The 20638-nt window shown below is 65.6% G+C and carries 17 protein-coding genes; 10 read left to right on the top strand and 7 right to left on the bottom strand.

The annotated features are described in order from the left end of the window. Window positions 1-41: 41 nt before the first annotated feature. Complete coding sequence (locus C442_RS06370; protein ID WP_049942875.1) at window positions 42-1199, top strand: double zinc ribbon domain-containing protein; 1158 nt, start codon at window positions 42-44, stop codon at window positions 1197-1199. Window positions 1200-1239: 40 nt separating this feature from the next. Beyond that, entirely contained in the window at window positions 1240-2511 is a 1272-nt protein-coding gene (locus C442_RS06375; protein ID WP_008308847.1) for a hypothetical protein, read from the top strand. A gap of 5 nt (window positions 2512-2516) precedes the next feature. Here C442_RS06375 and C442_RS06380 read toward each other — a convergent pair whose 3' ends face one another. From C442_RS06380 to C442_RS06395, 4 genes are read right to left on the bottom strand one after another with little or no spacing between them, the layout of a single operon-like run. Then, on the bottom strand, window positions 2517-3065 hold the full coding sequence (locus tag C442_RS06380; protein ID WP_008308848.1) for a hypothetical protein: 549 nt from the start codon (window positions 3063-3065) through the stop codon (window positions 2517-2519). 23 nt (window positions 3066-3088) lie between these two features. Then, on the bottom strand, window positions 3089-4777 hold the full coding sequence (locus C442_RS06385) for a b(o/a)3-type cytochrome-c oxidase subunit 1 (protein WP_008308850.1): 1689 nt from the start codon (window positions 4775-4777) through the stop codon (window positions 3089-3091). Then, a complete protein-coding gene (locus C442_RS06390) occupies window positions 4777-5346 on the bottom strand; it encodes a cytochrome c oxidase subunit II (RefSeq protein ID WP_008308852.1) in 570 nt (189 codons plus the stop codon). The genes C442_RS06385 and C442_RS06390 overlap by 1 nt, the downstream gene beginning before the upstream one ends. A 4-nt stretch (window positions 5347-5350) precedes the next feature. Continuing rightward, complete coding sequence (locus C442_RS06395) at window positions 5351-6580, bottom strand: halocyanin domain-containing protein (protein WP_008308854.1); 1230 nt, start codon at window positions 6578-6580, stop codon at window positions 5351-5353. Between the two features lie 167 nt (window positions 6581-6747). Here C442_RS06395 and C442_RS22055 point away from each other — a divergent pair, with 167 nt between their 5' ends. From C442_RS22055 to C442_RS06415, 5 genes are all read left to right on the top strand, one after another. After that, a complete protein-coding gene (locus tag C442_RS22055) occupies window positions 6748-6924 on the top strand; it encodes a hypothetical protein (RefSeq protein ID WP_008308856.1) in 177 nt (58 codons plus the stop codon). A gap of 1 nt (window position 6925) precedes the next feature. Beyond that, window positions 6926-7699 (top strand): sulfite exporter TauE/SafE family protein, encoded by a 774-nt coding sequence (locus C442_RS06400; protein ID WP_008308858.1) that lies wholly within the window; start codon window positions 6926-6928, stop codon window positions 7697-7699. Beyond that, window positions 7696-10077 (top strand): heavy metal translocating P-type ATPase, encoded by a 2382-nt coding sequence (locus tag C442_RS06405; RefSeq protein ID WP_008308860.1) that lies wholly within the window; start codon window positions 7696-7698, stop codon window positions 10075-10077. Before C442_RS06400 ends, C442_RS06405 begins: the two co-directional genes overlap by 4 nt. Before the next feature lie 647 nt (window positions 10078-10724). Further along, on the top strand, window positions 10725-11036 hold the full coding sequence (locus tag C442_RS06410; RefSeq protein WP_008308862.1) for a hypothetical protein: 312 nt from the start codon (window positions 10725-10727) through the stop codon (window positions 11034-11036). Between the two features lie 286 nt (window positions 11037-11322). After that, window positions 11323-11784 (top strand): SRPBCC family protein, encoded by a 462-nt coding sequence (locus C442_RS06415; RefSeq protein ID WP_008308864.1) that lies wholly within the window; start codon window positions 11323-11325, stop codon window positions 11782-11784. A 5-nt stretch (window positions 11785-11789) separates the two neighbouring features. Here the strand turns inward: C442_RS06415 and C442_RS06420 are convergent, their stop codons facing one another. Both C442_RS06420 and C442_RS06425 read right to left on the bottom strand, forming a co-directional pair. Next, window positions 11790-13547, bottom strand: coding sequence for a MutS-related protein (locus tag C442_RS06420; protein ID WP_008308866.1), 1758 nt, complete (start codon window positions 13545-13547; stop codon window positions 11790-11792). A 35-nt stretch (window positions 13548-13582) separates the two neighbouring features. Next, window positions 13583-14191: a zinc ribbon domain-containing protein gene (locus C442_RS06425; RefSeq protein WP_049942876.1), complete on the bottom strand. Its 609-nt coding sequence runs from the start codon at window positions 14189-14191 to the stop codon at window positions 13583-13585. 201 nt (window positions 14192-14392) lie between these two features. Here C442_RS06425 and C442_RS06430 point away from each other — a divergent pair, with 201 nt between their 5' ends. Continuing rightward, a complete protein-coding gene (locus C442_RS06430) occupies window positions 14393-15529 on the top strand; it encodes a PAS domain-containing response regulator (protein ID WP_008308869.1) in 1137 nt (378 codons plus the stop codon). A gap of 176 nt (window positions 15530-15705) precedes the next feature. Beyond that, the gene (locus tag C442_RS06435) at window positions 15706-16443 is read left to right on the top strand and encodes a sporulation protein (RefSeq protein ID WP_008308870.1); all 738 of its coding nucleotides are present in this window, start codon (window positions 15706-15708) and stop codon (window positions 16441-16443) included. Window positions 16444-16466: 23 nt separating this feature from the next. Here the strand turns inward: C442_RS06435 and C442_RS06440 are convergent, their stop codons facing one another. Continuing rightward, window positions 16467-19301: a DEAD/DEAH box helicase gene (locus C442_RS06440; protein ID WP_008308871.1), complete on the bottom strand. Its 2835-nt coding sequence runs from the start codon at window positions 19299-19301 to the stop codon at window positions 16467-16469. A gap of 176 nt (window positions 19302-19477) precedes the next feature. Here C442_RS06440 and C442_RS06445 point away from each other — a divergent pair, with 176 nt between their 5' ends. Further along, window positions 19478-20326, top strand: a complete 849-nt coding sequence (locus C442_RS06445; RefSeq protein WP_008308872.1) for a class 1 fructose-bisphosphatase — start codon at window positions 19478-19480, stop codon at window positions 20324-20326. Window positions 20327-20638: the final 312 nt, after the last annotated feature.

The following is a 20638-nucleotide window of genomic DNA, read 5'->3' on the forward strand; positions in this document are numbered from 1 at the left end:
AAGTATTTTATTTCTCGACTCTATAGTCTCTAACGAAACCCATGCCTGAATCCGACCGCACGGTAAAATGCCCCATATGCGACGAGGACTTTGATCCGACAGTCGCGGGCGGATGGTGCACAAACCCGGACTGTGGTGAGTGGCAACACACTGACGAAAGCGCTGCTGATTTTGACACCGACGATGGGGTGCCGGACGACGCCGACCTGATACCGGAAGGCACGGACGAGGCGGACCCGACGGATGGCCGGTCGATGGGGGCTAGCGGCGAAGCCGACGCCCCGGATGGGCACACTGTCGCCGATGATAGCGACGACGAAGCATCGGTGGATGGAGCCTCGGATACTGGGGCAGCCGAGGCCGGAGACGAGACGGTGGGGACGGCGGAGACGGCGGATACGGCGGATACGACGGAACACGAGCCTGAAGCCGACACCGATGCCGAAAACGGAACTGAGCCGAACGTTGCGGAAGAACCCGACGAGGCCGACGAAACCCCGGACCAGTCCAGCAGTGACTCCGATGCGGACGCCGAGACATCCAACGACACCTCGGAGACAGATGACGACGCGACGACGATTTCCTGTCCGGACTGTGACCGTGAACTCGACGCCGACGCGAATTTCTGTGTCGCCTGCGGTGCCGACGTACAGGATATCACACCGGGCGACGACGGCTCGCTCGACGCGTGCCCGTCCTGCGACACCGCTGTCGACGACGATGCCAGCTTCTGTGTCAACTGTGGGGAGGACTTGGACGCGCATCGCGGCGAGAGCGACACGCCGACGGCTGACTCGACAGGGTCGTCGACCGCCGACGAGACGGAGAGTGAGTCAGCAGCCACGGGCAACGCCGTCGACACACTCGCGTCACAGTCCACCGACGACGCGGCGGTACCGGACAAACTCGTCCTCTCGGTCGAGGGGCGTGACATCACCATCGAAGATGGAGACCGCATCGGCCGGGAGATCCGGGCGGCACTATTGGACGCCGGGCGACCGGAAGACGAAGCGGTTCGGATCCACCGCGAACACGTCCGGTTCGACCGCCAGCCGGAAGGGTACTATCTGGTCGACCTCGGGGACAACCCGACGCGGCTGAACGAGACCCAGTTGCAGAAAGGCGACCGGGAACCGATCCAACCGGGCGACGAACTCGAACTGTCGGGCGTCGCCACGATGACAATTCGGGCGGCGTGACCACCCACAGTTAAGCGGTCGGTCGGGAAATATCAGGCTGATGGAGCGTGGTCGACTGGGGTTGGAACTCCGCGAGTCCGCCGCACTACTGCGAACTGAAACCTGGCTATTTGTGGGTGTGGGTCTGGCATGGCTCGTCTACGGTGGCTGGGTGCTCGCGACGGGGCTGCTGTTGGCGCAGTTCCCAGGGCTCGAAGGTACTGTTCTTGTGACACTTGCTGGCCGGACTATCTCGCTACGCACTGTACTCGCCGCCGGTCTCTGGCTCCTCGGTCCGTCGCTGGCGACCGTTGTCCTCGTCAACCGACGGCTTCGGAACAGCTACGGCAACCTCGCCGACGCGTACCGGTTGGACCATCCAAGCCTGTTGCTCGCTATCCCCGGCAGTGTGCTTCTGGGCTGCCTGTTGCTCAGTGTCACGCTCGGCCAGCAACGTCTGCTCACGGTAGTTGCACTGTTCGGGACGGTGCATCTCGTCGTCCGGACCGTCGCCTACGGACACCGCGTGTACACGCTCTCGGCCCCACCACTCCTGTCGCTGCTGGTGTTCGTAAGCGCCGCTGCTCTCGGGACTGGGTGGCTGACACAGCCGGTCGTCGCACCCGGCGTGTCGTCGTCGCTGTCCCTGTGGCTGGCGCGGGCGGGCGTCGGTCCCGTGGCGGAGACGGCGCTGCAACTGACGGGCGTACAGCCATCGCAAGCCACACCTCTGTTCATCGCCGTCCCCGGCGTGCTGGCGAGCGCGTACCTCCTGTTCCAATTGCTCGCTGGAACCGTCGTTCGAATCCGTGCGCCGCTTTCGAACCCGCAGCGCCGTCCGGACCAGCGGTTCCCTATCATGCCACCGGTCGGCGGCTCACAAAACGGCGACGAGAGTCCGACTGCCGAACGGGCTGTGGACGCCGCACCGGACTCCCGGGAACAGACTGGAGCGGGGACCGACACCGAAGATGCTGACAGCGACGAGGAGCCACCGGGACACACCGGGACCCGAGTGTTTTCGCCCGACGAGGTCCCGGCGGCGGAACCGCCCGCTCACGGATCGGAACAGGACAACGCGCAGCCGTCGGACGACGACGCGGAACCGGAGACGCCGGTCGACGACAGCGGTACAGAAACGGAATCGGAGACGGCCGGGACCGACAGTTCGAATGAGGCTGCCTCGGCGACAGACGAGGCATGGATGGACGATACGTCCGTCTTCACGCCGGGCGGCCGCGACGCCGGACAGTCGTACTGCGGCGAGTGCGGCGAGTCGCTCCCGCCCGACGCTACCGCCTGCCCGTCCTGTGGCGACCCCGTGGACGGGTGAGACGGTCAGCGGTTCGAAACGGGGATGTCACCGAGCGCAACGGTGTATTGCGTCGATTGTACCGAGCCCCCGTCCGGATACACTAGCACCGTTACAGAGACGGTGTCCGGCCGTTCGCCGGGGGGCAGTAGCCACGACTTGGTCACGTCGTCAGTCTGATTCACTGGTAGCTGTCCGGTGCTCGCGGATTCCGCAATCGTCTCGCCGCTGCGGGTGGTGACGCTGTCGAGACGAACTGCCGCGGGGTCTGACCCGGTGTTCGTCACGTTCACCGTGAGCGTGAACCGCCATCCCTCGTCGGCGGTGACGACAGACGCCGCATCGATGCGGGCTGAGACGTTCGCGGATTCCAGAATCGGGTCGCCGACGCCGGCACCGGCCGGCTCCGCAGTCGGCGTTTCGGGGACCGCCTCCCCACCGGTGTCCCCGGTCAAATGATGCCCCATCATACTCCCGAAGGTAACGACCTCGATGAGGATCGGCAAGCCGATTCCAACGATGATGAGGAGTCGTAGCAGCGTTTTCTGCTCCGGACCGTCGACGTCGTCGAACATGATGAGAGAGTAGTGAAGTTGTGTTAGACCGGGATCGGCGGGCTACCGGGCGCGAACAGTCCATCAGCGACCATGCTGGCGAGCGGCGGCCCGTAGGCGATGGCGATGAGCAGCAGGGCAATCGCCGTCCAGAGCTTGTAGTTGTCCAGGATACGCGGGCTGTGGTCCGCGCCGGACAGCGGTTCCGGGATGTGGCCGTTGACCGACAGCGTCCCGCCGCGGCGAGCGAGCAGGGTGTCGGCCATGACGATGAGGAACATCGCCGCGCCGACGAACAGCAGGAAGCCACCGATGGCGATCTGGATGCGCATTTCGCCGACCGTTCCGGCGACGCCCTCGAACGCGAACTCGTCGTACGTCGGTTCGGCAGTCCGTCGCGGAATGCCGGCGAGGCCGGCGCGGTGCATGGCGTTCGACATCACCGCCATGCCCACGAACCAGACGTACGGCTGGAGCGTGGCGATGGTGCGCTGTCGGAGTTTCTTGCCTGTAATCTGTGGAACCAGCCAGTAGCTGATGGCCATCGCCGTCAGCGCGAACGCAGTCCCGACGGTGAGGTGGAAGTGGCCGGGCACCCAGATGGTGTTGTGGATGAGGTAGTTGATGTTCATCCCGGCGTTGATCATGCCGGAGAAGCCTCCCGCTGCGAACATCAGGCCGGCGAGCATACAGCCGGCGAAGGCCGGTTTGCCCCAGGGCAGATTCCGAAGCCAGGAGAGGTAGCCCTTTGCACCCCGCTGGCGAGCGCCGTGTTCGACCGAGGCGACCACGGTGAACGCGGTCAGCAGCGAGGGCAACAGCAAGAACATCGTGTTCGTCATCGCGATGAATTTATATCCCGATGGGATGCCGGGGTCGGTGTACTGGTGGTGGAAGCCGACCGGGGTCGAGAGCAGCAGGAAGGCGACGAACACGACGCGGGCCAGCGGGTCACTGAACAGTCGCCCACCGGCCAGCTTCGGCAGGATGGTGTACCAGACGAGGTACGCCGGCATGAGCCAGAAGTACACGACTGGGTGGCCGAAGTACCAGAACAGCGTCCGCGTCAGCAGCGGGTCGACGTTCTGGATGAGTCCGAGCGACCACGGAATGAGGAAGGCGACGACTTCGACGGCGACGCCGATGGTGGAGATGTACCACATCAGCATCGTCGTCAGGACCATGAACGTCTGCAGGGGAATGCGTTCACCCGGGTTCTCAGAGCGCCACTCCCACAGAGACTTGAAGTACGCGAGGCCAGCGACCCACGAGCCGACGATGATGAGCGCAGCACCGATGTAGAACGCCGGGTGCGCCTTCATCGGGGCGTAGAAGGTGAACAGCACGTCCGCTTCGAGGTCGTGACCCAGAATCGACGGCGAGCCAACGATGCCGCCGATGATGGACACGGCCGCAAGCACCGTCCCCGTGAGCATTATCCAGAAGGCCGACCAGGCGATGCGATGTGGCAGCTCGCGTTCGAGGCTGTTAGCGACAGCCCATGTGAACAGTCCCGCGATGAAGAACGTGGTAAACACGAGCGCCAGCAGGACGCCGTGGCCCGTCAGAATCGTGTAGTAATCGGCTGAACTGACGAAGCCCCGGAACACGCCGGTCCGATGGAGCGCCTGGATGACGCCGAACAGCGCACCGATTCCGAGCGCGATGAACGAGACGAGGAACTCGCTACGGACGAGCTTCGACGTTTTCGGATAGGAGTCGACGAACACCATTACTGATCCGCCTCCTCCTGAGCCTGTGCGTCATCTGCGGACTGGTCGATGTTCTCTTGCTGCATATCGTACTCCTCCGGCGGGACGACTTCGACGGAGCCACCCATCGTGTGATGGGCCGCCCCGCAGTATTCGTGACAGACGAGTCCGTAGGTGCCGGGCTCGTTGAACCGGGCCGAGACTTCCGAGACCTGTCCCGGGATGACCATCGTGTTGATGTTGGTTTCAACCACGGAGAACCCGTGTGTCACGTCCGCACTGGTTACTTTGAACGTGACGTTCGCACCCGCGGGCACACGGATCGGCGTGTCCCCGGTCCCGGGAACGAACTGGAACTGCCGGGCGACGACGTACACGACGTACTGCCCGTCCTCTTTGACGACACCGGGGTCGTCGAACTGGGTGTCAGTGTTACCGTTCTGTACCGCTTCTGCGCTGATCTGTCCGCCCGTATCGTCGACCATCCCGACGCCAACGCCGACCGAGCCGTAGGCGATAGTTGCGATGAACCCGACGATGAGCAGTAGCGCTGCACCGAGCCAGACTTTTTCGAATCTATGAACCTGCATGATATCACCCGATTATTGAGACACGGCCGAGGAACTCGACGAAGTACATGAACACCCATAGCAGGGCGATGAGCACGAAGTAGAACGCGACCAGCGCCGCCGTTCCCTTCGGGTCGTACTCGTCGTGGCCAAGCTCGACGGCCGGTTCAGTTTCAGCGGCTTCTTCAACAGGTTCCGGGCCGCTCGCCCGCCGTAGCTCGCCACCCTCACCCGTCTGTGGTGGCCGCCCGTTCTGGCGGCGTCGCATCGCAACCGCGAACAACAGCGGTGAGAAGAACGCCAGTAGGACCGAGCCTGAAAGGAGCCACTGCGGGCCGGAGAGTTCGATACCGCCGCCTTCCTGTCCGCTTCCGCCGCCACTGCCACCACTGCCGCCATCAAGTGGGCCGCCGACAACGACCGCACCCTTCATGCCGAGCGATGCGTGGGGCGTACAGACGTACTTGTACACACCCGTCTCTTCGAAGGTATGGCTGTAGGTGGTCCCGGATTCGCTGACGGGGTCGCCCGAGTCAAGTGGGCCGTCGCCGTCGGAAACGACGTTGTGGCCGCCGCCTTCGCCGGTCCAGGTCCACGTCACTTCGGTGCCGGGCGTCACCCGAACCGCAGGCGGGTCGAAGGCGAACGCGCCGTTGTTACCCTGTGCACCGACCGATATCTCGACGCTATCGGCGTCGGTTCTGTCGACCGTCGTTCCGTCGTAGTTGGAAACGTCGTCGAACCAGCCGCCGTAATCGGGGTTCTCGGGCGGCCCCTGTTGCTGTTGGCCGCCGGAGTCACTGCCGCCGGAGCCGCCGGGCCGAACGACGACTGCGCCTTTCATACCGAGCGATTCGTGGGGGACACAGACGTACTTGAACATCCCCTCCGACTCGAAGGTGTGGCTGTAGGTCGTGCCGGCTTCGCTGACCGCGCCCCCGGAGTCGAGCGGGCCGTCGCCGTCGGAGACGACGTTGTGGCCGCCGCCTTCGCCGTTCCACTCCCAGACGACCTCTGTGCCCGGGCTGACCATCACTGCCGGCGGGTCGAATGCGAACGCGCCGTTGTTGCCCTGCGCGCCGACGGTGATTGTAACAGTGTCTTGGCCTCGCTTGTCGGCGGTCCCGTCGTAGTTCGACACGTCGTCGAACCAGCCGCCGTAGTCCGGTTCCTCCTGTGCTGTCGCCGTGCCGGTCGCGGCCAGCGCCGCCGTCCCGGCTGCGGCACCGACGAACTGTCGCCGACTCAGCGCCATCGTCGCACCCCCACCGCGTCGTGCGAATCTGGCAGCTGGCTGCTTCTAGCTTCGTGCCGTACCATATCTGGGAGAATAGCAGATTACCTAAAAAAACCCCTGATGGTGTTTTCAGCCGGCAGGAACGACCCGTTTCTTTTTATAATCCCTCTAACGTACGGCCAGATATGTCTGCGTCAAGCCCTCGGCTCGTGACGTTGCTGGCGCTGCTCGGGCTCGCGCCGGTCGCGTACTACATGCAGGGAACCGGACGCTCCATCGTCGCGCTCTCGCTGGTCAGCGTCGTCATCATCGCCGGCAGCCTGTTCTGGATGACAAAACCAACCGAGTCGAGTACCGTCTGATATGCAGTTCGGGACGGCGGGGCTGAGTTCCGGTGAGACGGCCGGCCTCGCGGCGTTCGTCGGGCTGGGACTCGTCGGCAGCGTCCACTGCCTCGGGATGTGCGGGCCGTTAGTCACCACCTACGCCGATAGACTTGACGACGGCGGGCCGGTGTCCGGCCACGAGATACGTCAGCACGCGCTGTTCAACGCCGGTCGGACACTGAGCTACGCGCTCGTCGGGACGGTGCTTGGCGCTGCTGGCAGCGTTCTGTACGACGTGGCCGGCTTAGCACGCCTCGGGACCGCTGTCCGTGGAGCCGTCGGGGTTTTCGTCGGCCTCGCGATCATCACTGTCGGTATCGGGTATCTCTCGCGTGGGCGCGCCGTCGATGTCGCCCGGTCGCTGCCGCTGGTCGGGAACCTGTTCCAGCGCCTCTCCGCGTCGCTCGTCGCCAGAGTCGACCGGTGGGTCGACGGTCCGGGGATGGTCGCGCTGGGCGCGATGCACGGGCTGCTCCCCTGTCCGTTGCTCTACCCGGCGTTCTTGTATGCGTTCGCGACGGGCTCCGCGCTCACCGGCGGGCTTTCGCTGGCCGCACTCGGCCTCGGGACGTTCCCGCTGGTGTTCGCCTACGGGACCGCCTTCGGCACGCTGTCGCCGGGCCATCGCGCGACGCTACACCGGGTGCTCGGGGTCGTCTTCATCGCGCTCGCGCTCGTCCCGCTGTCGAACGGGCTGGCGGCGTTCGGTATCGCTATCCCGAAACCACCCCTGCCGATGCCCTGGACATGACCCACTGTACGCTCTGTGACCTGCCGGTCGATGCCCCGGTCACCGACGACGCGGTCGAGGGGACGTTCTGCTGTCGCGGCTGTCTGGAAGTCGCGCGGACGCTCGACGACCCGGCGACGGAGACCCGCGACGCGGCCGACACTGGACCCGACCCGGACGACGCCGACGGCGAGACGGCGTTCCTCTCTGTCGACGGGATGCACTGTGCGACCTGCGAGACGTTTCTGGAAGCGCGGGCCACGGACCACGACGGCGTCGCTGCCGCATCGGCCAGCTATCCGACGGGGACGATGAAACTCACCTACGACGCCGACGCGCTCTCGGAGACGGACCTCGCGGACGCGGTCGCCGGCACCGGCTACGACGCCAGTCTGCAGGCCACGGAGACCGACGACGAGTACGAACTGGAGGGGCGTCTCATCGTCGGTGGCTTCTTCGGGATGATGACGATGCTGTGGTACGCCCTCTTTCTCTACCCGGCGTACCTCAATGTCGACCCGTCCCTGTTGTTGTTCGACCCGGCGGGGCAGGCGGGGGACTACCTGCTGTGGAACATGGCCGTGATGACCGGCGTCGTGGTCGGCTATACCGGGTGGCCGCTGCTCCGCGGGGCCTACGTCAGCCTCCGTGCCGGCCGGCCGAACATGGACCTGCTGGTGGCGATGGCCGCCGTGACTGCCTTCTTATACAGCGTCGTCGCCGTCATTCTGGGCCGGACAGAGGTGTACTTCGACGTGGCGACGGTCATCGTCATGGCAGTCTCGGTCGGCGACTATTACCAGGACCGGGTCCGGCGGCGCGCGCTGGACCGCCTCACGGAGTTCACGACACAGCGGGCCGATAGCGCCCGGCGACGCACCGACGGTGGTCACGAGGAGGTCGATGTCGAGGCGCTGTCGGCCGGCGACGAAGTCGTCGTCCGCTCCGGCGAGCGAATCCCCGTCGACGGGACCGTGGCCGAGGGGACCGCCGCCGTCGACGAGTCGCTCGTGACCGGCGAGTCGCTAGCCGTCCGGAAGACGGACGGCGACGAGGTCATCGGTGGGTCCCTGGTCATGCAGGGCGGCGTCGTCGTCCGCGTCGGGCCGGACGCCGAGAGTACCGTTGACCGGCTGACGAACCTGCTGTGGGAAGTCCAGAGCACGCGCGGCGGCGTTCAGCGGCTGGTCGACCGCATCGCCGCCGTCTTCGTCCCGCTGGTGGTCGTCCTGGCTGTGCTCGCCACCGGCGGGCACCTCGTCGCCGGAGCGACGCCGACCGACGCGATGCTGACCGGGCTGGCTGTACTCGTGGTCTCCTGTCCCTGTGCGCTGGGGCTGGCGACACCGCTGGCAACCGCGGCCGGCATCCGTCGGGCGCTGGACGGCGGGACCGTCGTCACTGGCGATGCGGTGTTCGAGATCGCGACCGACGCGGACGTGGTCGCGTTCGACAAGACGGGCACGCTGACGACCGGCGAGATGGAACTGCTGGAGCGGGCCGACGAACAGGCGATGGCCCGGGCGGCCGCAGTCGAGCAGTTCGCGGGGCATCCCGTCGCCGAGGCAGTGACGGACGCCGTCCCGGTACCGGACGCGGCCGTCTCCGAGTTCGAGCAACACCCGGGCCAGGGCGTCACTGCGACAGTCGACGGGGACCACGTTGTCGTCGGGACACAAGCGCTGTTCGACGACCTCGGGTTCGACGTACCCGCTGACCTCCGGACCCGGTGTGAGCGTGCGACTGAGAACGGGCGTGTCCCAGCGCTCGTCGGCTGGGACGGCGAGGCGCAGGACGTACTCGTTGCGGGAGACAGGCTCCGCTCGCACTGGGAGTCGGTCGTCTCGACGCTGGCCCGTGACCGCGATGTCGTCGTCATCACTGGTGACCGGCCCGAAGCCGCCACGCCGTTCGAGCGCCACGATGGCGTCGACGAAGTGTTCGCCGGGGTGCCGCCCGAGGCGAAAGCCGAAGTCGTCGGGCGACTGCAGTCCCGCGGGACCGTCGCGATGGTCGGCGACGGGAGCAACGACGCACCGGCGCTAGCCGCTGCCGACGTGGGCATCGCCATGGCGTCGGGCACGTCACTGGCTGCCGATGCGGCCGACGCGGTCGTCACAACAGACGACCTGCGTGCCGTTCCCGACGTGTTCGCGGTGACGGCCGCGACCCGCACGCGGGTCCGCCAGAACCTCGGGTGGGCGTTCTGTTACAACGCCGTGGCGCTCCCGCTAGCGCTGCTCGGCGTCCTGAACCCGCTGTTCGCGGCCCTGGCGATGACAGCCAGCAGCCTGCTCGTCGTGGGGAACTCCACGCGGACGCTGGCGGGAACAGCCACATACAGCGAGGCGAGTGCCGAGGGACCGACTGCGACGCAGCAACCAGCAGCGGCCGACTGAAGCCGTGCTGTTGTGCCGGCGACCGCTCAAGGACTTGTCATTTGGTACCATGTCTGAAACAGATTTAATATATCACCGGTTCAGGTTACAGATACGTCGCATTCACCGACGTGGTGACCCATGACCTACGCAATTCCCGTTCCCGCGCCAACGTCGTTCGCTCGCTGGCTCTACAGCGGGCGGTCGGCTATCGAACGTAGCCTTGACGCTACGGTCGAGTACGCATCCCTTATTGGGGAACGGGCCACTGCGGACACCCGCTCGGTGAAAATTCCGCCCGTGGCACCATAGACTGGTTCGCTGCCGTGGGACCGGCGTCCCACTCACGGACGCCGCACTGCGGCGGCGATTCGACCGGGCTTACTGTCGAGCGGTGAGGCTCCGCCTCCCGGTCGGCCCGCCGGCTCTGATAGGTTCACACCGTCCAGTGTGGCCTGTCGGCGTGTCGGGACTCGCCCCGGAGCCTGTACTGTGTCGTGTAGCTATCTCGCTGTCCAGCCGTCGGGTTCCCCATCGTCCCGGTGTGGGAATCCTGTACCGGCCGCTCCGGGCCGGACGTACGCGCCCGCCACCCGTGCAGTCCCTGACCGACGCGACTCGATTGGTGAGTGCCCTCCCTGCCCGGTTCGACTCCGGCCGTCGGCGTTATGTCGCTGCAGGCGACTCCCCCGACCGAGGTATCGGCCGACGTATCACTGCGCGTTCCGCGTGGCGGGTCCGAGACCCTCGAAGCCGGTGTCGCCGGTGTCCTCGCGGCCGTCGACGGCGTCGAAGACGTGGCGGTCGACCGCGTGACCAGCGTGCGGCCGACCTGGACCGACATCCGGGTCGACGCCGACGTGTCGCTGACCCTGCGCGTTGACGCTGAACGGAACACCGCCGATGGCCGCACCGAACTCCTGCAGGAGGGGTTCGGCGTGATGGCGGTCAACCGCCTCGACGTGACCGGTAACGCGTAAGCGCAACCCTCTAACTCGCCCCGTCTCCTGCTTTCCCGAAATCGCCCGGTTACGCCGGGTCCCTGCCCGGCGCAGGTTCGACTCCTGACGGGAAGTCACCCATGATGCACAGAACATACCTCGCCGCTGTCATCGGACGGCGACGCGACTCGAAGAGCCGAGCACAGTCACGCCGTACCCGTCGGCTGTAGCCGCCGGGACCGGTCGCAGTAGTTCCTGACCCCGGGCTGGTCTGGTGTCACTGTGTGGCCGAGCGTGTAAGATACTGGAGTACGAAGCATGACACATGACGGTGCATACGTCTGACGACCGCTGGCTCGATGCGCCGGTCGAGACGGTCTTCGCGTTCATGGACGAGCCGTCGAATCAGGCGGCCGTCACGCCGAGCCTGACCCGCGCCGAGCGTATCGAGCGGCTGCCAAACAGCGGAAACCGCGCTGCGTACGAGTACAAAATGTTTGGAATCACCTTCACCGGTGAGGTCCGTGCCTCGACATACAAGCCGCCCGAGCGCATCGTCTACGAGATGAGCGGCGACCTGACGGGGCGGATCGCCTGGCGGTTCGAACCGGAGCGCGGCGGCACGCGGCTCACCTACGCGGCCGACTACGAGGTTCCGGGGCCGCTCCCGGAGGTTCTCCTCGCGCCGCTCGTCCGCTGGTACAACCGCCGAGAGGTCCGGCGGCTGCTGGACAACGTCGCCGAGGCGGTCGAAGGGGAACGAGTCGTCGCCGGTTCGCCGTCGTAACTGCGCTACTCGTCGGTCCAGAGCGCGTCCGAGAGCGTCCGCTGGACCGCCTCCTCGCCGACGGCCGTGGCGAGCGTCTCGAACCCGTTGCGCTCGACGGGGTCGGTCGCGTTCGCGACGAGGCGGGAGACGATGAACTCGGGGGTGGATTTCCCGACCGTGCCAAAGCGGGGCTGGTAGTCGACCTGGAGTTCGAGGTCCTGGTTCAGGCCCTCGGCGAAGATGCCATCGACACGGGCCTCGACGGGCAGCGGTTCGAGGTCGTCCGCGAGGTGGGTGACGAACACGCCCAGGGCGTCGCGGTCGACGGTCAGCGTCACGAGCCCGTGGAGGAGGTCGGCGGCGGAGCCGGGTTCGGTGATGGCCTCGAACTCGTCGACGAGCATCAGCGTCCGGTCGCTCTCGGTCAGCGGCGGCACAACCGACCGCAGCGTCGATTCGAGGACGCCGGCGTTGAACGAGGCGTGCCGGCGGTGGAACACGACGGTGTCGACGATGCCCACCTCGGCGGTCTCGGCGGGGACTGGCAGCCCCATCTGTGCGAGCAGTTGCACCTGACACAGCGTCTCCAGCAGCGTCGTCTTCCCGCCGGAGTTCGCGCCGGTCAGGACAGCCACCCGGTCGCCGCTTGGCGGCTGGTTCGCCCGATCCAGGTCCAGCGTGTGGTCGCCGATGGCGTAGGTGACCGGCTGGACGCTCTCCACGTCGGCGATGGTGAGGTTCCGGGCTCGCTTGACCGCGATTGTCTTGCGGTCCTCGACGAAGGTGGGCCGCGTCAGATCGAAGGCGATGGCGAAGCGGGCGAGCGACACCGAGAACGCGATGTCGTCCACCGCCGCGACGGCGGCGTCGATGTCCTCGCGGGCGTCCGCGAGGTCGTCCTCCAGCCGGTCGGCGACCGCCCCCTCGCGCTCTTGCACGTCGCTTCGGAGCGTGCTACGGAGTTTCCGGAGCGCCACGTCGACGAAATCCCGTGCGTCGGTCGCTTCGCGGGGCATCGCGTCGCGGACCCTTGCGGCGTCGATGCCTGTCTCGCTCGTGACGTGGCGAACGAGCGCGTCCTGGAACTCGTCGGGCCGCCGTGCGCCCTCCTGAACGGCCTCGACGACCTCCATCGAGGCTGCTGCGAGGTCTTCGATTTGCCCAAGCTGATCGCGCAGGCGGTCGAGTTCCTCGTCGGCCCCTTCGCCGACGGACTCGCCGTCGCCCGCGAGGCCGGCGAGCGCCGCCCGGCCAGCCGTCAGTGACTCGCCGTCGAGGGTCGCCAGTGGCTCGAACACGCCGCTCTCGATGCCGGTGTCCCGGAGCGCCAGCGCCACGTCGACCGCGGCCAGTTCGCCCCCGTCGGCGTCGTAGGCGTCGAACGCATCGAGGACGGCCCGCTGGTCTCCTTCGGAGAGGTCGGCCCAGGTGTCCCGCGCTTCGAGCACGTCGTCCAGCCGCTCGTCCATGGCCTCGCGGGTCGGCAGCGGCGTCAGCACGCGGATGCTGTCCGCCGCGTCCTCGGTGACCGCGTACTCCTCGGCGAGGTCGAGCAGTTCCTTGTACACGTCGCGGGTATCTCTGGTGGCGAGCAGGTCCATCGACTCGGCCCCGGTCGCCCGCCGGAGGATGCGCGTCGCTCGCCCCCGGGAGAGGCCGGCCGTGGTTAGCGCTCGTGTATCCGCCGACTCGATGGCCTCGATGGCCCGCTCGACGCCCAGCTCCTCGGTGAGCAGCTCTGACGTCTTCGGGCCGATGCCCCAGTACTCCTCCAGTCGCATGCACGGGTGGACAACGGCGGCCCGCTTAGGCGTTTTCAGTTGTCGGGCTCGTCGTCGTCGATACCGAAGCGCTCGTGCAGCGGCCCCGGCTCCCCGCGGGCCTGCCGGTCAGCCCGGCGGGCCGCGCGGCGCGCGATGAGTGCGCCCAGCGCCGCCGGAATCGCAAGACCGAGCGACACGAGCGCGGTCTGTTCGGAGACGACTGATGGGCCATCCGACAGGAGCACTTCGTAGCCGACTGCGAGCACGACGACGGCCACACCGGCGACGACGAGATACAGCCCGCGGGCAAGCACCTCGCTGGGGTTGCGGAGCCGCGAGAGATACGCGGCCGGACCGAGCCAGCCGGCCAGCAGGACACCCACGGCCACGGGAAGCGAGAGATCGCCGACGAGGATGACGACGGCGTACAGCACGAGCGGCGCAATGGCGATACCGAGCGAAAGCCCTGTGAGCGTGACTGCCCACGTCGGCGCACCGGAGTCCATCGACTCAAGCGTCTCGGTCAGGCGTTCGTCAAGCATCTCAGTCTGTTCGTCAGTGAGTAACGACGCGTCACAGTGTGGGCAGGCCATCGCTGTGGGTTCCAGCGGCTCGCCACACTCCGGGCAGGCGGGGTCCGACGCATCGCGCCACTCGGTCATATCCCCCATTGCACGCCGAGCGCTTTGAGTGGTCCGGCTACTTTCCCCTCTAGCTCTCATAGGTAACCGGACCGTTCGATGGCTACACACCCTTCAGAGCGACTCAGATGGTTGAATTCACCGTCGCCGCAGTAACCATTCTGTTGCCCGTTCGATGTGAACTATGGAAAGAAATAATCCATTCCGTCCCTGTGGATGTATATGGGGGACGTTGGCATTCTACATGTAGATGATGAACAAGGATTCGCGCAGCTGACGGCCGAACTGCTCGAACGAAAAGACGACCGGTTTACCGTCGAGACTGCGACAAGTGCCGCCGAGGGGCTCCAGTATCTCGACGATACCCTCCCCGATTGTATCGTTTCTGACTTTGAGATGCCCGAGATGGATGGGCTTGAGTTTCTGCACGCTGTTCGGGAAGAGCACCAGACACTGCCGTTTATTTTATTTACCGGACGGGGGAGCGAAGCAGTCGCCAGCGACGCTATCTCTGCCGGTGCAACCGACTACTTGCAAAAACAATCCGGGACCGAGCAGTACGAGCTACTGGCCAACCGGATCAATAATGTTGTCACGCAGTATCGCTCAGAAAAACAGTTGCAGCAGACCAGAGAAGAGTACGCCGCTGTCTTCGAGAACACGCGGAACGGACTCCTCCTCGTTGATGTCGAAGAAGACGGGTTTCGATTCCGGCGATGCAACTCACGAGTGCTTGAGTTTACTGGTCTTATGGAGTCGGAGCTTATCGGCAAGACTCCACTGGAAGCACTCGGCGAAAAAAACAGTCAGAAGATTGCTGGCGCGTATCGGAAGTGCGTCATCACGCGCGAGACAATCGAATATACGCTGACACTGGACCACCCGGTCGGGAAAGTCATCCACGAGGTCAGTACTACGCCGATAATTTCGAACGGCCAGGTCGAACAACTGGTCGTTGCGTTTACTGACATCACCGAGCGTCACAACCGCGAACAGGAACTACTGGAGGAGCGTGCGGTCATCCAGCAAGCGCTCGATGCGCTGGAGGACCCACTGTTTGTCATTAGTGCAGATGGGCACATCGAGCACTGCAACGAACGGGCGGGTGAGCTTACAGGCCACACCGGACAAACAGCCGAAGGGCTGCCGATCACCGACCTGTTTCCCGAAGCCGAGCGGGAGGCGATTACCGACGCAGTCGATCGGTCTCTCGGTCGCGGGCGAGCCACCGTCACGGCCAGTCTCCGCACCGACGGCGGGCACCGCCGTACGTATGAGTTCAGCGGCCGCTCTCTGACCGACTTGGACGGCAACACGGCTGGAGTCGTCATGATAGGTCAGCGTATATCAGACGACTGATCGGTTGCGTTCGCTGTGGAACCGACGGCTCCAAACGGCTATGTCAGGGTGAAACGGGCCCAACTGGCTCTCTCAGCCCGGTGCCGGACGTGCCCGGGCACTCTCGTAACCCCATTCTTTCGATAGCGTCACTCCCTGAACTTTATACTCTGTGACGGTCGAATTACACAACACCAATGAAAGACGTGCTCTCCAGAATCGGCATCGGCTCGGCCACAGTAGACACGATTCTGCCGACGGATACCGTCAGAGCCGGCGAATCCGTCCCGGCCGAGGTCCACGTCGAGGGCGGGTCGACGGATCAGGACGTCGACGCGGTCTACTTCGCGCTGGAAACCGAATACAAGTCCGACGAAGGGTACAAGGACGCCATCATCGACCAGTGGCAACTCACCGAGCCGTTCACTATCGAAGCAGGCGAAGAACGACGCTTCGAGACCACTATCGAGATTCCCCGGGAGACGCCGGTGACTACGCGCTCGACGGCCGTCGAAATCGAGACCGGCCTCGACATCTCGATGGCGGTCGACCCCGGCGACGAGGATTACATCGAAGTCGAACCGACACACCGCACGCAAGCGGTGTTCGACGCGCTGGATTCGCTCGGCTTCTCGCTCCACGCCTCGGCCTGTGAGGCGACGGCTGGCAGTCTGTTCACTACCTCTGCGAACTTCGCCCAGGAGTTCGAGTTCCGACCACAGCGCGGCGAGTTCTCCGATCAGGTCGACGAGGTCGAGATTGTCCCGGTGTTCGACGACGACGGGCTCACGGTGTACCTGGAGGTCGACCGCAGCGCCGGCCTGCTCTCGGAGGTGACCGACGCCGACGAGCGACACACGAGACTCACGATAGAAGCACCGGAGCCTGACGCTATCGAGCCACGACTCGCGGAAGCGATTCGGGAACTGAGTTAGCCCGCTGGCGTACGTTGCCGCCCTCAACCCCAGAACGACTGCGTGCGCGCGTACTCCCGCTCTTGCCGGAGGATGTCCCGGTAGAACTCGTCTTCGTCCTCACGCAGGCGGTTGATGATGCGGGCGGCGTTGTGCGGCCCGACGCCGCGGGCGGCCAGCGCGACCACCGCTCGCTTCCCGTGGCTCTGGACCAGCGAGGCCGAGCGGTAGGCCCGCTCGGTCATCTTCTCCTGCTCGTCGTCCTTGTCGTCGGTCCGGACCGCCGAAATGACCTCCTCGGCCCAGGGATTCAGCGCGGCGATGCGGGTGGACCCACACTGCGGACAGGTCGGCTGCTCCCGCACGCGCTTGACCTGCTGCTTGCGGTCCCAGTCCTTGCAGTGCAGGCACATGAGGATGACGCGGTCGCTCTGGATGCGCTCCTTGACGGTCTTGATGACGCTCGCGTCGGCGTTCTCCGGTGAGAGGAGTTCCCGCCCGGAGGAACTGCCACCGGTCCCGATGGGCGTGTGCTCGCCGACGGTTTCGAGCGTGACGTCGCCGCGCTGGATGTCTCGGAGGAGATCGGCCGTCGCCTCGATAGCGAGGTCCTCGTGGCGCACCTCGCGCAGGGCTTCGTCGTACATCGGCGTGTCCTCAAGCGCTGCCAGCAGGCGGTCGCGGCCGAAGTCAGTCGACCCGCGGCCCCGCCAGCGCTTGAGCGACCCGAACTTCGTCGCCACCTGCGCGAGCTTGAACTTCAGCGCGTCGGCGTTCTTGAGGCTGAGTTCGATCAGCGCCGGGAGGTGGTCGGGGTCGGTGTCCTCGATGACTTCGATGACATCGCCGGCGGTGATCCGGCGCGGGACCTCCAGCGTAATCCGGTAGGGGTCGACCTCCATCGCGACTGATTCGCCCGCTCGCTGACCGAGCAGCGCCGAGAGGATTCGCCCCAGCGTCTCGTTGATCTTGTGTCCGTAGCAGGCGTTGACGATGACCTCCCGGCCGTGGAACTCCACCAGAATGGTCGTGTCGTCCGGAATCGGCCCCTCGTGCTTCTCGACCTGCGAAAGTCCCTCGGCGACGGTCTCCGGGCCGGCGGCGTAGCGAGTCGCCACGTCCCTGGCGACGGCGTCGGTGTCCGCGCCGTCTTGGAGCTGCCGGCCGGCCACGCGACGGAGTTCGCCGACCTCCGCGGCGACGGCCCTCGGAACGGGAATCTCCTGGCCGACCCAGGAGGGCACCTCGCCGGCGGGGTCCTCGATAGGCGAGACGGTCACTACCTCCTCTTCTTCGTCGATGTTCGTGATGCGCCACATCTCCCCGCGCTGGACGAACACCTCGCCGGGCGTGGCGAAGTTGACGACGAACTTCTCGTCGAGGGTTCCCACTTGCTGGCCCGAGGCCACGTCCTCCACGTCGTAGGTGGCCTCGTCAGGGATCATCGAGAGGTTCTGATAGAAGTACTGCCAGGTCCCGCGGCGCTTCTCCAGGGTGTCTCGGTCCTCGTCCAGCCAGATGACGTTGTTCGCCGCGAGTTCCTCGATGACCTGCTTGAACTGGGCCTCGTCGAGGTCCCGGAACGGGTACGCGCGGGTCAGTATCTCGAAGGCGCGCATCGCCCGGATTTCGCCGGTGTCCATCACCAGCCCGGCGATCTGGTTGGCGACCGTGTCGAGGCTCCCGTCGTGGATCTCGGCGGGTTCGACATCGCCGGCTTCGGCCTGTCTCGCTATCGCCAGCGCCTCCAGCGTATCGTCGGTGTCTGTCGTGACGACCGTTCCCGAGGAGACGAGGTCGCGGCGGTGGCCGGCGCGGCCGACCCGCTGGACGAGGCGGGACACCTGCCGGGGGCTGCCGTACTGGACGACGTGGTCGACGTGGCCCACGTCGATGCCCAGTTCCATCGAGGAGGTACACAGCAGGGCGTCGAGGTCGCCGGCCTTGAACCGGTCCTCCACGTCGATGCGAGCCTCCTTCGACAGCGAGCCGTGGTGGACGCCGAGATCGGTTCCCAACTCTTTGAACCGCGAGCCAAGCGCCTCCGCTGTTTGTCGGGTGTTCACGAACAGCAAGACCGATTCGTTCTCGTCGATGAGGTCCGCAATGTAGCGGACGTGGCTGGCCGTTCCTGCATCGGTGACGAGCGTGCTCGACAGTTCCTCGTCGCGGTCGGTGATCTGAGGCCGGACCACCTCGATGTCCAGCCGGCTGCCGATGTCGACCTCTCTGATGGCACACGTCCGCCCGCCGGTGAGAAACCGGCCGACCTCGTGTGGGTCACCGACGGTCGCCGAAAGACCAATACGCTGGAACTGCCCTGACAGTTCATGGAGCCGTTCGAGGCCGACTGTCAACTGCGCACCCCGCTTGGCCGCGGCGAGTTCGTGGACCTCGTCGATGACGACGTGGTTCACGTCTTCGAGCGCCGTCCGGAGCTTCGACCCGGTGAGCATCGCCTGGAGCGTCTCGGGCGTGGTCACGAGCACGTCCGGCGGGTCGTCGGCCTGCTTCTGGCGCTGGTAGTCCGTCGTGTCGCCGTGGCGGACGTCGACTTCGAGGCCGAGCGTCTCGCCCCACCAGTCGAGGCGCTGGCGCATATCGCGATTGAGTGCCCGCAGCGGCGTGATATACAGCGCGCCGATGCCGAATCGGTCTTCGGATTCGGCCAGTGCGTCGAAGACGGGCAACATCGCCGTCTCCGTCTTTCCTGTTCCGGTGGGGGCGACCACCAGCGCGTCCCGGCCGGCGGCCAGGGTCGGAATCGCCTTCCGCTGGGGGTCGGTCGGCGTCGTGAAGCCGCGCTCGGAGAGCGCACTGCGGACGGCCGGACCGAGTGCGGTAAAGGCGTCATCGCCGCGAGCGACCCCGTCAGTCATCGCCCCTCTCTAGCGACTACTCCGGGTTAAACACGTTGTGTCACCCCTTCTCGCACGCGGTCAGAAATCGAGGCGCTGTCCGCGTTGCAGGGGAGCGCCGGGTACAGCCTTATGTCGTTGCCATGGGATATGTCGACCATGACTGACGCCTGTACAACTGCGGTCGGTGATGTACCGTGAACACGCTCGACGAGATCGAACGGGCGGTGAAGGATACGGCACATTACGTCAGCGGGAACCTGGCGAACTACGCCAACAGGTCGGCCGGCGAGAACCCGAGCGGGGAGCAACAGGTCGGTGGCGACGTGTGGGCCGACGACCTGTTTTTCGACGCGCTCGCACACATCGACGGTATCGGCGCGTACGCGAGCGAGGAGCGCAGCGACGTGGTCGACTGCGGCGAGGGCTACAGTATCGCTATCGACCCGCTCGATGGCTCCTCGAACCTCGCCTCGAACAACTCCGTTGGGACGATAATCGGGGTCTACGACGCCGAACTGCCGGCGAGCGGGCGCTCGATGGTTGCGTCGCTGATGGTACTGTACGGCCCGTACACGACGCTGACAATCGCACGGTCCGACCGCGATGTCGTTCAGGAGCACCTCCTCCGGGACGGTCACAGCGAGCGCTGGGGCCAGTTCGAACTGCCGGCGGAGCCGACAGTGGTCGGGCTGGCGGGCAAGACCGGCGAGCGCAGCGACGAGTTCAACGACATCGCCCAGGCCTTCGAGCGGGACCTGAAGCTCCGCTACGGCGGGGCGACTGTCGCCGATCTGGCGCAGGTGCTTGAGTACGGGGGGCTGTTCGGATATCCGGCGACGACGGGGTATCCACACGGCAAGCTCCGGGTCCACTTCGAGTCAGCGCCGCTCGCGTACCTCGTCGAGGCGGCCGGCGGGGCCTCAAGCGACGGCTCGCAGTCCCTACTCGACGTCGAACCGGACGGTATCCACGACCGGACGCCGACGTTCCTCGGCAACACCGAACTGGTCGACGAACTCGAAGCGGACCTTTCAGAGACGTAACCGAGTCCAGATGTCCCCCACAGCCTCGGGAGATAGGCGACCATCGAACTATTTCTCCGTAGATTCAGAGTATGTATCTCGACGAACCGTTCGATTTCTGTCCGTTCTGGACGGAGTGACCGTGGGAAAGTACGCGGGGTCCGGTGCTGCAACAGAGCGGCACCACTCCCTATCGGCGAGCCACGGGAGAGATCCGTCGCTCAGTCAGGGGTAGCAATGCCGAAACGGCTGGTTCGACACACGCACTGTAAGCGAACGACGACTAAGTGTGTCTCACTGTAGACTGGCCATCTCTGATCAGAGCTGTTGATG

Origin of the sequence: Haloarcula amylolytica JCM 13557 (assembly GCF_000336615.1) — an archaeon.
Classification (GTDB): domain Archaea; phylum Halobacteriota; class Halobacteria; order Halobacteriales; family Haloarculaceae; genus Haloarcula; species Haloarcula amylolytica.

Bases quoted from the DNA above. Each gene is read 5' to 3' on its own strand.
- C442_RS06405 (WP_008308860.1), top strand. From the start codon at position 7,696: ATGACCCACTGTACGCTCTGTGACCTGCCGGTCGATGCCCCGGTCACC.
- C442_RS06430 (WP_008308869.1), top strand. From the start codon at position 14,393: ATGGGGGACGTTGGCATTCTACATGTAGATGATGAACAAGGATTCGCG.
- C442_RS06400 (WP_008308858.1), top strand. From the start codon at position 6,926: ATGCAGTTCGGGACGGCGGGGCTGAGTTCCGGTGAGACGGCCGGCCTC.
- C442_RS06385 (WP_008308850.1), bottom strand. From the start codon at position 4,777: ATGGTGTTCGTCGACTCCTATCCGAAAACGTCGAAGCTCGTCCGTAGC.
- C442_RS22055 (WP_008308856.1), top strand. From the start codon at position 6,748: ATGTCTGCGTCAAGCCCTCGGCTCGTGACGTTGCTGGCGCTGCTCGGG.
- C442_RS06375 (WP_008308847.1), top strand. From the start codon at position 1,240: ATGGAGCGTGGTCGACTGGGGTTGGAACTCCGCGAGTCCGCCGCACTA.
- C442_RS06390 (WP_008308852.1), bottom strand. From the start codon at position 5,346: ATGCAGGTTCATAGATTCGAAAAAGTCTGGCTCGGTGCAGCGCTACTG.
- C442_RS06425 (WP_049942876.1), bottom strand. From the start codon at position 14,191: ATGACCGAGTGGCGCGATGCGTCGGACCCCGCCTGCCCGGAGTGTGGC.
- C442_RS06435 (WP_008308870.1), top strand. From the start codon at position 15,706: ATGAAAGACGTGCTCTCCAGAATCGGCATCGGCTCGGCCACAGTAGAC.
- C442_RS06440 (WP_008308871.1), bottom strand. From the start codon at position 19,301: ATGACTGACGGGGTCGCTCGCGGCGATGACGCCTTTACCGCACTCGGT.
- C442_RS06380 (WP_008308848.1), bottom strand. From the start codon at position 3,065: ATGTTCGACGACGTCGACGGTCCGGAGCAGAAAACGCTGCTACGACTC.
- C442_RS06410 (WP_008308862.1), top strand. From the start codon at position 10,725: ATGTCGCTGCAGGCGACTCCCCCGACCGAGGTATCGGCCGACGTATCA.
- C442_RS06370 (WP_049942875.1), top strand. From the start codon at position 42: ATGCCTGAATCCGACCGCACGGTAAAATGCCCCATATGCGACGAGGAC.
- C442_RS06415 (WP_008308864.1), top strand. From the start codon at position 11,323: ATGACGGTGCATACGTCTGACGACCGCTGGCTCGATGCGCCGGTCGAG.
- C442_RS06420 (WP_008308866.1), bottom strand. From the start codon at position 13,547: ATGCGACTGGAGGAGTACTGGGGCATCGGCCCGAAGACGTCAGAGCTG.
- C442_RS06395 (WP_008308854.1), bottom strand. From the start codon at position 6,580: ATGGCGCTGAGTCGGCGACAGTTCGTCGGTGCCGCAGCCGGGACGGCG.